The sequence below is a fragment of the Herbiconiux flava genome, from assembly GCF_013409865.1.
Classification (GTDB): domain Bacteria; phylum Actinomycetota; class Actinomycetes; order Actinomycetales; family Microbacteriaceae; genus Herbiconiux; species Herbiconiux flava.
This window is the reverse complement of record NZ_JACCBM010000001.1, coordinates 2,256,779-2,269,884: the sequence shown is the minus strand read 5'-3', so window position 1 is coordinate 2,269,884 and position 13,106 is coordinate 2,256,779. Positions and strand designations below refer to the sequence as shown.

Below are 13,106 nucleotides of genomic sequence, written 5' to 3'. Positions count from 1 at the left end.
GGGACGAGATCCGGCAGGAGGACTACTGGCGTCGGGCGGGGGCGCGGAGGGCGGCGGCGTCTTGGGTGGGGGACGCGCCGAAGGCGCGGCGGTATTCGCGGCTGAACTGGGAGGGGCTGTCGTAGCCGACCGCGTAGGCAGTCGCGCCGATGTCGCCGGAGCCGGAGCCGGAGCCGGAGCCCGCGATCAGGCGCAGGCGGGCCTCCTGCAGGCGGATGCTCTTCTGGTACTGGATCGGGCTCATCGACGTCACCGCGTGGAACGCCCGGTGGAACGCCGAGGGGCTCATCCGCGCGAGCGACGCGAGGTCGTCGACCCGGAGCGACTCCGCGAAGTGCTCCCGCATCCAGCGGACGACGTGGCGCACGCGGCTGAGGCTGCTGTCGGCGAGGCCGAGCTGGCGCACGGTCGCGCCCTGCTCGCCCGACATGATCAGCCAGAGGATCTCGCGCTCGATCAGCGGGGCGAGCACCGGGATGTCGCGGGGATGATCGAGCAGCCGGAGCATCCGGAGCACGGCGTCGAGCAGCCGAGGCGAGGTGTCCCCCACGGCGATCGCCGACGGCGATGGCCCCCGAGACGTCCGGGGGAAGTCAGCCGCAGCTGCGGTGAGCATCAGCTCGGCGATGACCTGAGGGCGCAGCTCGAGGCCGAAGCCCAGCGCCGGATGGTCAGGCGAAGCGTCGGTGAAGTGCCCCGAAACGGGGAGGTCGACCGAGGCGACGAGGTACTGGCCTGCGCCGTAGTCGTGCACCGTCCCTCCGACGGAGATGCGCTTGGTGCCCTGCGCCACGATCGCGAGGATAGTGCCGGTCGTGGACTCGTCCTGCGCGCCCCCGTCGTCCATCCGAGACACGAGCACGCCGGGGATGGCGGTCGGGGTGATGCCGCCAGGGGCATGCTGCGCCACGAGGCTGCGGAACTCGTCGAACGACATGAGACGAGTGAAGCAGCAACGGCGGCTCAGGGCATCCATTTGTGGCGTGCGCAGCAGTTCTGTGCAAGGAGTCGAGCGGAATCCCCTAACCCGCAGCGAGCCGCCGGCGCTTGGCTGAAGGTATGAGCGAACAGACCAGCAACCAGAAGATCGTCGTCGTCACCGGAGCGAGCTCCGGCATCGGACGCGGCGCCGCCATCGAGATCGCCGCCCGCGGAATGGGCGTCGTCGTCACCTACAACGCCCGCCCCGAGGGTGCCGAGCGAACCGTCGAGGAGATCCGCGAGGCCGGCGGCACCGCCGTCGCGCTCCCCCTCGACATCGGCCGCACCGACACCTTCCCCGCGTTTACGACCGCCCTCACGAGGGTGCTGAGCAGCGAATGGGGCGCTACGAGCATCCACGCCCTGGTGAACAACGCCGGCTTCGGCGGCGGCCTGGCCTTCGAGGAGATGACCGAGGACGCCCTCGACGCCTACTACCGCGTGCTGCTGCGCGGCCCGTACTTCCTCACCCAGGCCCTCCTGCCCCTGATCGAGCACGGCGGCGCGATCGTGAACACCTCCAGCAGCGCGGTGCGGCCGGGCGACACCGAACCCGGCTACTCGGGGTACGCGGCGATGAAGGGCGGGCTCGCCACCGCCACCCGCTACCTCGCGAAGGAGCTGAGCGGCCGGGCGATCCGCGTGAACTCGGTCTCGCCCGGCCCGACCCGCACCCGTCTCGGCGACAACGCCTTCGAGCGATTCCCCGAGGTGATCGACGGGCTCGCCGCCAAGACCGCGTTCGGCCGCATCGGCGAGCCGGCCGACATCGGGAAGGTCATCGCGTTCCTGGTCTCCGACGACTCGGCCTGGATCACCGGCGAGGACATCCTCGCGACCGGCGGCTACGCGCTGTGAGCGCCCGGTTCGCAACTGCCGCCGTCACCAGCCGCGAAGGCGACCGCGTCACCACCCTCGAGCTCTTCTTCGACCTCGCCTTCGTGTTCGCCTTCACCCAGCTCAGCCGGCTGATGGCGCAGCAGCACGACGCGCTCGGCATCCTGCAGGCGCTGGTCATCCTCGCGCTGCTGTGGTGGGCCTGGACGTCGTACGGCTGGCTCACCAACATCGCCCACGCCGACCGGGGCGTGGTGCGCGTGGCGATGATCGTCGGCATGACGGCGATGTTCGTCGCCGGCCTCGTGGTGCTGGAGGCCTACGACGACCCGCCCGACGGCCTCGTCGGCCCCCTCGTCTTCGTCGGCGCCTACCTCGTCGCCCGGATGACCCACGCGATCGTCTTCGTCTGGCTCGCCGAGCCGTCACTGCGTCGGCGCACCCTCCTCACGGTCACGCTCTCCGTCATCCCGTCGGGAGCGCTGCTCGTCGTCGGCGCCCTCCTCGGCGGGACCTGGCAGCTCTGGCTCACGATCGCCGCCGTCGCGATCGAGCCCATCGTCTCGGCCAAGACCAGCGTCGGCGTCGCCTGGCCCGTGCGCTCGACGGCCCACTTCACCGAGCGGCACGGCCTGATCGTCATCCTCGCCCTCGGCGAGTCGATCCTCGGCATCGGCACCGGGGCGGCGACCGAGCCGATCAGCGTCGGCATCCTCGGCGGCGTCATCCTGTCGATGCTGATCTGCATCGCCCTCTGGTGGGCCTACTTCACCCGCCTGAGCGGCGAGGCCGAGCACGCCCTCCTGGTCGTCCCCGCCACCGACCGCGGACGAACGGCAACGGCCGCGTACACCTATCTCCACCTCCTCCTGGTCGCCGGCATCGTGCTCGCCGCGCTCGGCCTCGAGGTCGCGATGGCCCACATCGAGACCCCCGACCCCCTCGGCCTCTTCGGCGCCGCCGCCCTCGGCGGAGGAGCAGCCTGCTACCTCGCCGGCACCGCGGCCTTCGCCCGCCGTCTGCTCGGCACCTGGAACGTCGCGCGCTTGGCGATCGCGACGCTCTTCGTCGCCGTCGTTCCAGTGCTCGGGATGCTCGCGCCACTCGCTGCGCTGGCCGGCGTGGTGGCGCTCCTCATCGCGCTCTTCGCGGCCGAACGATTCGCGCCCTCCGCCGCCGGCCGCCGTGGTCCCAGAGGAGTCACTGCAGGATCCAGAGACCGCAGCCACTCGTCGTGAAGCCTTCACCGTTGTGCACGGTCACCGAGACGCCGTCGGGCGCGAAGCTGATGAAGCTGTTGTCAATGATCTCTCCCCCACCGTCAGATCGCTCCCAATAGCAGTCCTTCACACCCTTCTTCAACGTGGTGTAGGTCCCCTCGGCTATGTCAGCTCCCACCACCTTCGAGCCGATGCTGAACACCTGAGATGCGACCCCGGCAGCATCAGCGAATTGCGGGCAGTAGGACGAGATCGCCGCGTCGTTCCTCTGACGGCTGTGAATGGTCGCGACGAGCACCTCGAACGTCTGATCGCCGGACGTGAGCGAATCGCAGTACGAATGGGCACTGCGAAGGGCGGATTCGCGATCGGTCACGCTGGCACCGGCCGCTTGAGCGGCCAAGAGGTACTGATCGTCCACCCCTTTCTGCGCTTCGGCAGCTTGGCGGGCTGCAGCTTCCTCGGCCGTGCCGATGAGCTTGACGCTGGCCTTCACACTCTCCAGTGCGACAACGATATCGGCCCTCACCTTCGCATCCATCGCTTCCTCGAGGCCTGCGCGACTCGCTTCGAGGTCAGCCTTCTGCGCGTCAGTTGCATAGGCAGCCGACGCGGTCGCGAAGTCACGTGAGGAGTCGAGTTGCTCTCGCCCGCTGGCTAGGGCATCAGCCAGCGCCTGCTCCTCTGCCTTCTTGTCTGCCGCGGCATCCTCGGCCTCCTGCTCTGCCAACCGCTCAATCCTCACTTGCTCGGCAGCGGCAGCTTCCTGTTCCCGGATGCCGGCGGAAACCGCCGAGGTCGTGGCGATCGCGGCGATGCCGAGGACCAACACCACGCCACCCGCGATGAGCCCTAGTCTGATCCGACGTGAGCGAGCGGCGGCCTCATCTGCTGTCTGTACCGGCTTGCCAGCTTTGGTCGACCCTGTGCCCGGAGGTTGCGCCGCGAGTGGCTTTGCGCGAGCTGTCGCCGCTCGCCTCGCCAGGTCCGAACGAGCTTCCTCGATCTTCTCGATCTGCCGGCGGCGGAGGCCCGCCGTCGGCGACTCACCGTCTGCCAGAAGGATCTCTTCGCCTGATTTCGGATCGACTACATATCGTTCTGGCACGAGCGGCTTTCCTACATCTGTTCACCATTGAGCGGGATACAACCCTGCCGCCGATCGCTTTGCCACCGCTTCCACCAGTTCGGGGGTCATGCTCACGCCGGATGTCGGACGCGACACATAGAATCGCTCATCAGGAGGATCTCGATGACCATCACTGAAACGCGAGCACAGCAAGTCGAAGCGGCGATTCACAGCGCCGAGATCGAGGGCCTGACAGTGAGTGACAGCACCCGGGCTGATGCTGATTCGTATGTAGCCGGCGTGATCGACTCGAGCGAACTCGTCGACCGTGTCCGTGCCCGTTATGGCCTCTCCTGACTTCATCGACCCGTACCTGATACCCGGCTCAACCGTCCTCTGCAACCTCGTCGGGGCTGTCACCGCTACCGACCTGGCCGAAGCCGAGGCCGATCTCTCGTTCGCTCGCGCGGTAGAGCTGCTGGACAATCCGGTCAGGCCCACGAATGATCTCCGCGAGTTCAAGGCGATTCATCGGCACCTGTTCCAGGACGTCTTCGACTGGGCCGGCCAAGTCCGCTCGGTCGATGTTCGAAAAGACGTGCCAGGCGCACAGTTCTTCCTACCGGTCGGCTACATCGAGCGCGCTGCTGAGATCTGCTTCGGCGAACTGGCGGAGGAGCAGCACCTGAAAAGGCTTGGGCGCGACGATTTCATACAGCGGCTCGCGTTCCACTACGAGAAGATCAACTACATCCACGCGTTTAGAGAGGGCAACGGCAGGACGCAACGGATCTTCTGGAACCGCATCGCCCTCGAAGCCGGCTGGCAGCTCGACTGGCGACCGGTCCACGGCGAGGAGAATCACGCGGCCGCTCGTGCGGGATCCGACGACGACGACCTCGAGCCCCTCGTCGCGATGTTCGACAAGGTGGTCACTCGAGCGGATGCGCACGAGCGCGATCGGGCGATGACCGAAATCAAGCGGCTCTCGATCGCACCCTCGGAGAGGACCTGAGCGGACCCGCCCCGTGCGGCCGATTCAGCGGCCGGAAGTATGCTCGTCTGACGCAGTGACGAGGCGGGCGGGCGCTGCGCGCTCGATCGCCGTGAAGCGCCGGGAGCAGCTCGATGGACAGCAACAACCCTGAAGTCACCCGTGCGCCCGAAGGCGCCGACGAGCGCGAGACGACGGCGACGGCGCCAGTGACGCCAACAGCAGCAACAGCAGCAGCAACAGCAGCAACAGCGAGGCTCGAACTCACGACCGCCGGCGTCGTCAGCTACGCCCAAGCCAACGCCCGCCTCTCCGCGCTAGAAGCCGTCACCATCACGAACGACGGCCCCGCCCGCCGCGGCGCCACCCTCGAGATCGAGGCCACCGACGCCTTCGGCTCCCTCGGCGCCCCGAGCACCACGCTGATCGACCTGGCCGAGCACGCCACCATCACCCTCGACGAGCGAACCCTCCACCTCGACCCCGCCCGGATGCTCGCCGTCGACGAGCAACGCCCCGGCCGCATCACCGCCCGCCTGAGCGACGCCGACGGCACCCTGATCGCCCAGGCAGCCGCAGACGTCGACGTCCTCGCCGCCTCCCAATGGCGCACCACCCCGGTGCAGCTCGGCATGGAGCTGCTCCCCGCCTACGTGCAGCCGAACGCCGCCGTGATCCAGCCGCTCCTGCACGAGGCCGGTGAGCTGCTCGAGCAGGCCACGGGCGACCGCAGCATGACCGGCTACCAGCTCGATGATCCGAGCCGGGTGGATGCGACGGTCGCGGCGATCTTCGAAGCCATGCGAGAACGAGGCATCCGCTACGCCGAACCGCCCGCCAGCTGGGCGGGCACCGGTCAGAAGGTGCGCACCCCGGCCGAGGTACTCGAGGGCCGGGTCGGCACCTGCCTCGACACGACGGTGGTGCTCGCCGCCGCCCTCGAGCAGGCGGGCATCAACTCGACGCTGTGGATCTTCGACGGCCACGCCCTGCTCGGCTACTGGCGCCACAACAGCGAGCTGGGCTCGGTGGTCGACTTCGAGCCCGCCGACCTGATCAACCGCGTGGCGCTCGGCCAGATCGTCCTGATCGAGACGACGGCCGTCACCGACCAGCGAGCCGGCGACTCCGAGACGGCCATGAGCGCCGCGAAGAGCGCCGCGAGAGCGCGCGTCGAGGGCGCGCCGAGCACGTTCATCGGCGCCGTCGACGTGGGCGCGGCACGGTCGGCGAGCATCTTCCCGCTGCCGTCCCGCTCGGTCGACGCCGACGGCGCCGTAGTCGTCACCGAGTACCGGGTGGCCCCGCGGGTGGCGACGCGCGACGGCCGCGCGACGACGGCGATCGGCGGTGAGGGGGCGGGGCGAGCATCCGCCCCACCCCGCGTGGCGCAGTGGAAGAACTCGCTGCTCGACCTGAGCCTGCGCAACCGGCTGATCAACTTCACCGACCGCGCCGGCTACTCGCTCGCCGTGCCGAGCGGCTCCCTCGCGCAGCTCGAGGACCAGATCAGCTCGGGGCTGCAGCTGTCTCTGCGACCCTCGAACACGGTCAGCGCCGTCGATCGCGAGCGCAAGATCCAGTACGGGCGCGAGCTGCCCGACGAGACGCGCGCGCAGCTGCTCGCCGACCGCAAGGAGGCGTACATCGACATCACCGACGAGTCGTACGCCACGAAGCTGCGCTACCTCGCCTACAAGGCGAAGACGATCGTCGAGGAGACCGGCGCCAACAACCTCTACCTCGCCTTCGGCATGCTGCACTGGACGTTCAACGACCGCGAGCTGCGGTCGCCGCTCATCCTCGTGCCGGTCACGCTGACGACGGCCAACCGCGGCTCGCTCTACCGGCTCACGCTCGACGAGTCGGGCGCGTCCACCCCCAACTACTGCCTGCTCGAGAAGCTGGGCCAGGCGTTCGATCTGAGCATCCCGGGGCTGGCCGAGCCTGTTCAGGATGGCGCGGGCATCGACTTGCAGGCCGCGTTCACCGCGACGCGGCAGGCGGTTCTGGATGCCGGACTGCCCTTCCGGGTCGACGACACCGTGAATCTGGGCATCCTCCAGTTCGCGAAGTTCCGGCTCTGGAAGGACCTCGACGAGAACTGGGAGTCGCTCGCCGCCAACCCCCTCGTGAAGCACCTAATCGAGACGCCGACCGCGGCCTTCTCCGACCCGGTGCCGCCCGCGGCCGAGGGCACCGTCGACCTCGACGCCCTGAGCGCGCAGTGCCCGGTGCCGGCCGACTCGTCGCAGCTCGAGGCCGTCGCCGAGGCCGCGCAGGGCCGCACCTTCGTGCTCGAGGGCCCTCCCGGAACGGGCAAGTCGCAGACCATCACGAACCTGCTGGCGAAGGCGCTCACTGACGGCAAGCGCGTGCTGTTCGTCGCCGAGAAGCGCGCGGCCCTCAGCGTGGTGCAGCGCCGCCTCGAGGAGATCGGCCTCGGCCCGTTCTCACTCGACCTGCACGACAAGGGCGCGCGGCCCACGGCGGTGCGCGCGCAGATCAAGTCGGCGCTCGAGCACCGGGTGACGACCGACGGCGCCGCGCTCACGACGAACCTCGAGATCGCGAACTCGAACCGCCGCACGCTCTCCCGCTACGCCGACCGGCTGCATGAGAGCAACCCGGCGGGGCTCTCCCTCTATTCGGCGCGCACGAGCGAGCTGGCGGCCGACGCCTTCGTGCCCGCGCTGCCGGTGCCGGCGTCGCTGGTCGCGAGCGGCTCGCCCGAGGACTTCGACGCGATCCGCACCGCGCTGCGCGATCTGCCCGAGACGGCCGACTACGTGCGGCCGCAGCGGGTGAACCCGTGGGGCTTCGTGGTCGACCGGCCGGAGGCGCCGATCGACGCGGCCGCCACGCACGCCGCGGCGAAGACGTTCGACAGCGCGATCGCAGCGGCCGTCAACGCTGGAAACGCCCCCGAGTTCATCGACCTGGCGCAGACCCCCGAGCAGCTCGCCGACTGGTCGCGCATCGACGGCTACCAGCGCGAGCCGCTCGCTGTGATCGACGCCGCCCGGGACACGACGAGCCCCTGGAATCAGCACGCCCAGTCCGTCCTCGACCAGCTCGCCACCCTGGCGCAGACCCCGCCGCCCTGGCTGCAGCAGGCGCAGCCCGAGGCGATCGCGCTCGACGCGGCGGGCATCCACGCCGAGGCGCTGGCCGCCGACCAGTCGGGCTTCTTCGGCCGCAAGAAGCGCCGCCGCGCGGTCGCGGCCCGCCTCGCCCCGGTGCTGAAGACCCCGGATGCGGTCGACCTCAAGCAGCTCTCGACTCTCACCGGCCAGATCGCCGCCTCGGCCGAGCACTTGAACGCACTCCGAGCCACCGTGCAGCAACTGCCCGGCGTGCACCTCGCCACCGACTGGAACCCGCTCCGCCCGAGCGACGCCGACGCGGCCCGCACCCAGATCGCCTGGCTGCGCTGGGTCGGCTCGACCATCGGCGTGCGCCCGGGCGACCAGGCCGACCCGTTCACCACCGAGAGCCGCCGTCTCTACGAGACCACTGCACCCGAAGCGAATCGTTCAGCAGCCCTGTCGGCACTGAGCACCGCCTGGGGCGACCTCATCACCGCAGCGCACACGACGGCGAACGGCCTCGCCGCTTGGGCGACAGCACACGAGCCGAGCGAGCCGACAGCCACCCCCACCCACCGCGGCTTCTTCGATGCCTGGGCCGCCACCCGCCCCGGCCGCGCCGTCGACTCCCCCACCCCGGTCGCCCTCGACCGCTGGCTCGCCTTCTCCCGAGCCCTCGAACCGCTCCGCCGCCGCAGCCTGACCGACGCGGTAAGCGCTCTGGAAACCGGCGACCTCTCAGCCGACGACGCCCGCCTGTCGTTCGAGAAGGGTCTCGCGGCGGCATCCGTCGACGAGCGCGAGCAGAGCACCGGCCTGGCCGACTTCGACCCCACCGCCCACAACCGCTCGATCGAGCGCTTCACCACGAGTGCGCTGGCCATTCGCGCCGAGCTACCGAACGCCATCCCGGCGCACGTGCTGGCCCTGAGGCGTTTCGATTCGAGCGCGCCGGCCGGCCAGGTGGGCCTGCTGCGTCGCCAGCTCGAGCGGCAGCGGGGCGGGATGAGCGTGCGCACCCTGCTCGACACCTTCGGCGAGCTGATCACCCAGATCCTGCCGATCACGCTGATGTCGCCCGAGTCGGTCGCTCGCTTCTTCCCCGCGAAGCCGGGCCTGTTCGACATCGTGGTCTTCGACGAGGCCTCGCAGATCCGGGTGGCGGATGCGGTGGGCGCCATGGGCCGCGCCGGCTCCGTCGTCGTGGTGGGCGACAGCAAGCAGATGCCGCCGACCAGCTTCGGCGAGGCGGCCATCGACGCCGACGACGAGCTCGAGCTCTCGGCCGAGGCGGTCGCCGTGGCCGACGAGGAGTCGATCCTCTCGGAGTGCGTGCAGTCGCAGGTGCCGAGCAAGTGGCTGTCGTGGCACTACCGCAGCCAGGACGAGTCGCTCATCACCTTCAGCAACCACCACTACTACGAGAGCCGCCTCTCGTCGTTCCCGGCGCCCCTCCGCTCGACCGAGCGCGACGCACTCGATGGCTACGGTGTCTCGATGGTGCGCGTGAACGGCGTCTTCAACCGCGCCGGCAAGGGCAAGGAGCTGCGCACCAACCGCATCGAGGCCGAGGCGATCGTGGCCGAGATCCGCCGTCGCTTCGACGCCGCCTCGCGCGCCCAGGCGGACGTGCCCCTGGCCGAGTTCGAGGCCCCGTCGCTCGGCGTGGTCACGTTCAACGCCCAGCAGCGCGACTTCACCGAGAACCTGCTGCGCGACACCGGCGACGAGCGCATCCTGAAGGCGCTCGACCACGACAGCGAGGGCCTGTTCGTGAAGAACCTCGAGAACGTGCAGGGCGACGAGCGCGACGCCATCCTCTTCTCGATCGCCTTCAGCGTGAACGACAAGGGCTTCCTGCCGTTGAACTTCGGCCCCCTGCAGCGCGCCGGCGGCGAGCGCCGCCTCAACGTGGCGGTCACCCGGGCCCGCCGCCAGGTGCTCCTGTTCGCGAGCTTCGATCCCTCCGAACTCCGCGCCGAGCAGACCAGCTCGGTGGGCGTGAAGCACCTGAAGTCCTACCTCGAGATGGCCTCCCGCGGCTCCGACGCCCTCGAGGCCGACCCGCGCCGCACGGCGATCTTCGACCGCCACCGTGACGACATCGCTGCAGAATTGCGGATGCGCGGCCTGGCCGTCAAGACCGACGTCGGCCTCTCCGACTTCCGTGTCGACCTCAGCGTCGCGCCGGCCGCGACCCCCGACCGCCCCCTCCTCGCGGTCCTCCTCGACGGCGACTCCTGGAGGGCCCGCCGCACGGTCGCCGACCGCGACGGCCTCCCCACGGAGGTGCTGAAGAACCTGATGCACTGGCCGGCGGTCGAACGCGTCTGGCTCCCGGAGTGGCTGCACGCCCGCGAGGCGGTGCTCGACCGCCTGGAGCTGGCGATCGCTGACGCCTTGTCTGCGGCTCACGACGACGCAGAGGTCGCCCGCGTCGACTCGATGGTCGAGCAGGCGCTCGAGGACGACCTTGAGATCGACGACGCCGAGCCCGATTCCGTCGCGCCGTCGACCCCGATCGCCGACGCCGAGCGAGGCCTATTCCTCCGGTCGATCGCGACGGCGGCACCGGCGTCGACCGCCGACGACCTCCTCTCCCACTACACGCCCTGGGTGCCGCGCCGCGTCGGCTCGATCGCCGTCCTCGACGCGCTCCCCCGCCAGGACGCCGCCCGAGCCGTCGAGGCCGTCATCCGCGAGATCGTGACGACCGAGGGCCCGGTGCACCTGGTGCGCCTCGCGAAACTCGTGGCGGCAGCCTTCGACTTGAACAAGGTCGCCCAGTCCCGTGCCGCGGCAATCCTCCGCCACGTCCCCGCCGAGATGACGACCCACTCGACGGAGCCCTTCGCCTGGCCGACCGAGATCGACCCGACGACCTGGCGCGGCGCCCGCTCATCCCAGCAGGGCGACGGCCGCTCCCCCGACCACGTCTCCCTCATCGAGATCGCCAACGCCATGGCAATCGTCGCGGAAGCATCAGCGGGCCTGGCCGAGCCCGACCTGAAGCGCGAGGCCTTCGTAGTCTTCGGCGGCCGCCGGATGACCGAGGCGATCAGCACCCGCCTTGACGCAGCCCTCGAGTGGGGCGTCGAGAACGGCCGCCTCCGCCGCGCCGAAGCAGGCATCATCCAGTCGGCGTCCTGAACGGAGGGCGACGAGGCGCCACCGGCGTACGAGGTGGGGTAAATCAGTTCGTTTAGATAGGCCGTCGGTCGAGCGCTATGCGCTCATCAATGGCCCCACCCGGATCACTGATGACGATCCAGTCGGCGGCCTCGGCCAGTGGGCCGTGAAACCCCACGCTCACCTCATCCGGCAGCACCATGCCGCCCGACGAGGTCGCCCGCCAGGCGTACTCCGCGCCGGTGTCGTCGGTGAGCGTCAAGCGCAGCCCTCTGAGTTCGCGTTCTGCGCCGGCGCCGAGACCGACGAACCGCACGACGGTCTGACCGGGCCACAGTTCGACGAAGGACAGCAAATAGGCCGCGCCGCTGGGCAGAGCCGCTCTCCTCTGAACCACGATCAGCTCTGGCACACCCCTCATCGCCGTCTCTCCACACGGTCGAGCATCACAGAGCCACAGCGATCGCGCCGTCGCTCTGCTTCAGCGATCCGTTCACGTACAGGTCTGCGACAGCCTCCCAGCGCGTGCCCGGCACCGGGCAGAAGTCGTTGCCGCGGGTGGTGAGATATGTGCCGGTGCTGGTGGACTCCGACCCGCAGCTCTCCCACGACGTAGAAGGCCCCGTCACCGGTTGCATCCGGTAGATACACGACAGCTCCTTCCTCAATTTGTCGAGCGGGATGGAATTCGCGTAAGCACTGATGCCCATGTTGCCCGGCCTGGTGTTGATCTGCGCAACCACGTTCGCGTAGTCGTCGGTGAGTTGAGCATCGCGTTCTACCGAGTCGATGTACTCGTCGATCGAGATCGCCGATCCGACACCGGCATCGCAGAGCTGACGGACCTGCCGCAGCGCCAGGTCAAGCGCCTCGTCACTCAGCTGCTCGCCGTCGTGATCGACCGTCGAGAGTGTGTTGCCGTCACAGACATTGAGAGGCTGCGTACTCTCATCGGGCATCAATTGGGCTGAAGCAGTCGATGTCAACGCCAGTGGTGCACCGAGGGCAGTAACGACGACGACGGTCATCGAGAGGATTTTGGACTTCATGACTTCGTTCCCTTCACTCTTACCAATAACTTCACCCCCGAACGAGGGGTACCTTCAGGCTGCCTCCGGGACCGCCGACCCCCACGTGAGTAATTGCTACCCAGCCCGAAGGTGCCACCATCTCCCTCTTGCTGAATACTCCTCAGGCGCATACCCTGCTCATTGTTCGCCGGCGGAGACCGGCTACCAGCCAGCCGAAGAGTCAACGATGACCACACCAACCAAATCCCGCCCGCCGCGTCCGCATGATCTGGCCATCGCATCTGGTCTTTCAGCCGTGGCCCGAGGGCTGGAGCCGTTGTGTAGCGACTTTGGAGCTAGCAATACAAACCGAACGGATCGCTTATGCCTCCCCGGCTGACATCTCGTCAGATCTTCGTCACGGGCGTCGTGCTCGCAGCGATAGGCGTTGCCCTTGCACTCGTCACGGACGGATGGTTGACGGTGATCTTTCAATCGGCCGAAGTCCCGAACGTGATCGCCGGCGCCATCGCCCTGATCGTTCGCGAGATCTGCATGACCCTCGGACTGGTTCTGATCGGCGCATCGGTCCTGGCCCGTCACTTAGATGCACGTGGTGAAGTCGGCGTGAACGGCAATGATCCGGGCAATCCTGCGCCCTAGCCGCGCTGTTCGCGCACTCGCCAAACGGCATGTCATCGCCCGAAATGTACCCGATACGAGCGCGCCTGACAGCATTGCGCGAAATCGCTTGGCAAACGGTTAGGGAGCGATCAA

10 protein-coding genes are annotated in these 13,106 nt (G+C 68.8%); 6 read left to right on the top strand and 4 right to left on the bottom strand.

All coding sequences use genetic code 11. The features are described 5' to 3' along the window. Positions 1-22: 22 nt before the first annotated feature. On the bottom strand, positions 23-937 hold the full coding sequence (locus tag BJ984_RS10970) for an AraC family transcriptional regulator (protein ID WP_179548049.1): 915 nt from the start codon (positions 935-937) through the stop codon (positions 23-25). A 122-nt stretch (positions 938-1,059) separates the two neighbouring features. On the opposite strand from BJ984_RS10970, the gene BJ984_RS10965 reads away from it, so the two are divergent. Together BJ984_RS10965 and BJ984_RS10960 are read left to right on the top strand one after the other, a co-directional pair. Then, positions 1,060-1,839, top strand: coding sequence for an SDR family NAD(P)-dependent oxidoreductase (locus BJ984_RS10965; RefSeq protein ID WP_179548048.1), 780 nt, complete (start codon positions 1,060-1,062; stop codon positions 1,837-1,839). Further along, positions 1,836-3,056, top strand: coding sequence for a low temperature requirement protein A (locus BJ984_RS10960; RefSeq protein ID WP_179548047.1), 1,221 nt, complete (start codon positions 1,836-1,838; stop codon positions 3,054-3,056). The genes BJ984_RS10965 and BJ984_RS10960 overlap by 4 nt, the downstream gene beginning before the upstream one ends. Here BJ984_RS10960 and BJ984_RS19105 read toward each other — a convergent pair. Further along, positions 3,019-4,146: a DUF732 domain-containing protein gene (locus BJ984_RS19105; RefSeq protein ID WP_179548046.1), complete on the bottom strand. Its 1,128-nt coding sequence runs from the start codon at positions 4,144-4,146 to the stop codon at positions 3,019-3,021. The genes BJ984_RS10960 and BJ984_RS19105 overlap by 38 nt on opposite strands. Positions 4,147-4,290: 144 nt before the next feature. Here BJ984_RS19105 and BJ984_RS10950 point away from each other — a divergent pair, with 144 nt between their 5' ends. From BJ984_RS10950 to BJ984_RS10940, 3 genes are all read left to right on the top strand, one after another. Continuing rightward, positions 4,291-4,464: an antitoxin VbhA family protein gene (locus BJ984_RS10950; RefSeq protein WP_179548045.1), complete on the top strand. Its 174-nt coding sequence runs from the start codon at positions 4,291-4,293 to the stop codon at positions 4,462-4,464. Beyond that, on the top strand, positions 4,451-5,122 hold the full coding sequence (locus tag BJ984_RS10945; protein WP_179548044.1) for a Fic/DOC family protein: 672 nt from the start codon (positions 4,451-4,453) through the stop codon (positions 5,120-5,122). Before BJ984_RS10950 ends, BJ984_RS10945 begins: the two co-directional genes overlap by 14 nt. 113 nt (positions 5,123-5,235) lie before the next feature. After that, entirely contained in the window at positions 5,236-11,340 is a 6,105-nt protein-coding gene (locus BJ984_RS10940; RefSeq protein ID WP_179548043.1) for a DUF4011 domain-containing protein, read from the top strand. 52 nt (positions 11,341-11,392) lie between these two features. Here the strand turns inward: BJ984_RS10940 and BJ984_RS10935 are convergent, their stop codons facing one another. Continuing rightward, positions 11,393-11,731 (bottom strand): hypothetical protein, encoded by a 339-nt coding sequence (locus BJ984_RS10935; RefSeq protein WP_179548042.1) that lies wholly within the window; start codon positions 11,729-11,731, stop codon positions 11,393-11,395. Between the two features lie 34 nt (positions 11,732-11,765). After that, positions 11,766-12,347: a hypothetical protein gene (locus tag BJ984_RS10930; RefSeq protein WP_179548041.1), complete on the bottom strand. Its 582-nt coding sequence runs from the start codon at positions 12,345-12,347 to the stop codon at positions 11,766-11,768. 366 nt (positions 12,348-12,713) lie between these two features. Here BJ984_RS10930 and BJ984_RS10925 point away from each other — a divergent pair, with 366 nt between their 5' ends. Then, positions 12,714-12,992: a hypothetical protein gene (locus BJ984_RS10925; protein WP_179548040.1), complete on the top strand. Its 279-nt coding sequence runs from the start codon at positions 12,714-12,716 to the stop codon at positions 12,990-12,992. Positions 12,993-13,106 lie beyond the last annotated feature (114 nt).

Bases quoted from the DNA above. Each gene is read 5' to 3' on its own strand.
- BJ984_RS10930 (WP_179548041.1), bottom strand. From the start codon at position 12,347: ATGACCGTCGTCGTCGTTACTGCCCTCGGTGCACCACTGGCGTTGACA.
- BJ984_RS10970 (WP_179548049.1), bottom strand. From the start codon at position 937: ATGTCGTTCGACGAGTTCCGCAGCCTCGTGGCGCAGCATGCCCCTGGC.
- BJ984_RS10925 (WP_179548040.1), top strand. From the start codon at position 12,714: ATGCCTCCCCGGCTGACATCTCGTCAGATCTTCGTCACGGGCGTCGTG.
- BJ984_RS10940 (WP_179548043.1), top strand. From the start codon at position 5,236: ATGGACAGCAACAACCCTGAAGTCACCCGTGCGCCCGAAGGCGCCGAC.
- BJ984_RS10950 (WP_179548045.1), top strand. From the start codon at position 4,291: ATGACCATCACTGAAACGCGAGCACAGCAAGTCGAAGCGGCGATTCAC.
- BJ984_RS10965 (WP_179548048.1), top strand. From the start codon at position 1,060: ATGAGCGAACAGACCAGCAACCAGAAGATCGTCGTCGTCACCGGAGCG.
- BJ984_RS10945 (WP_179548044.1), top strand. From the start codon at position 4,451: ATGGCCTCTCCTGACTTCATCGACCCGTACCTGATACCCGGCTCAACC.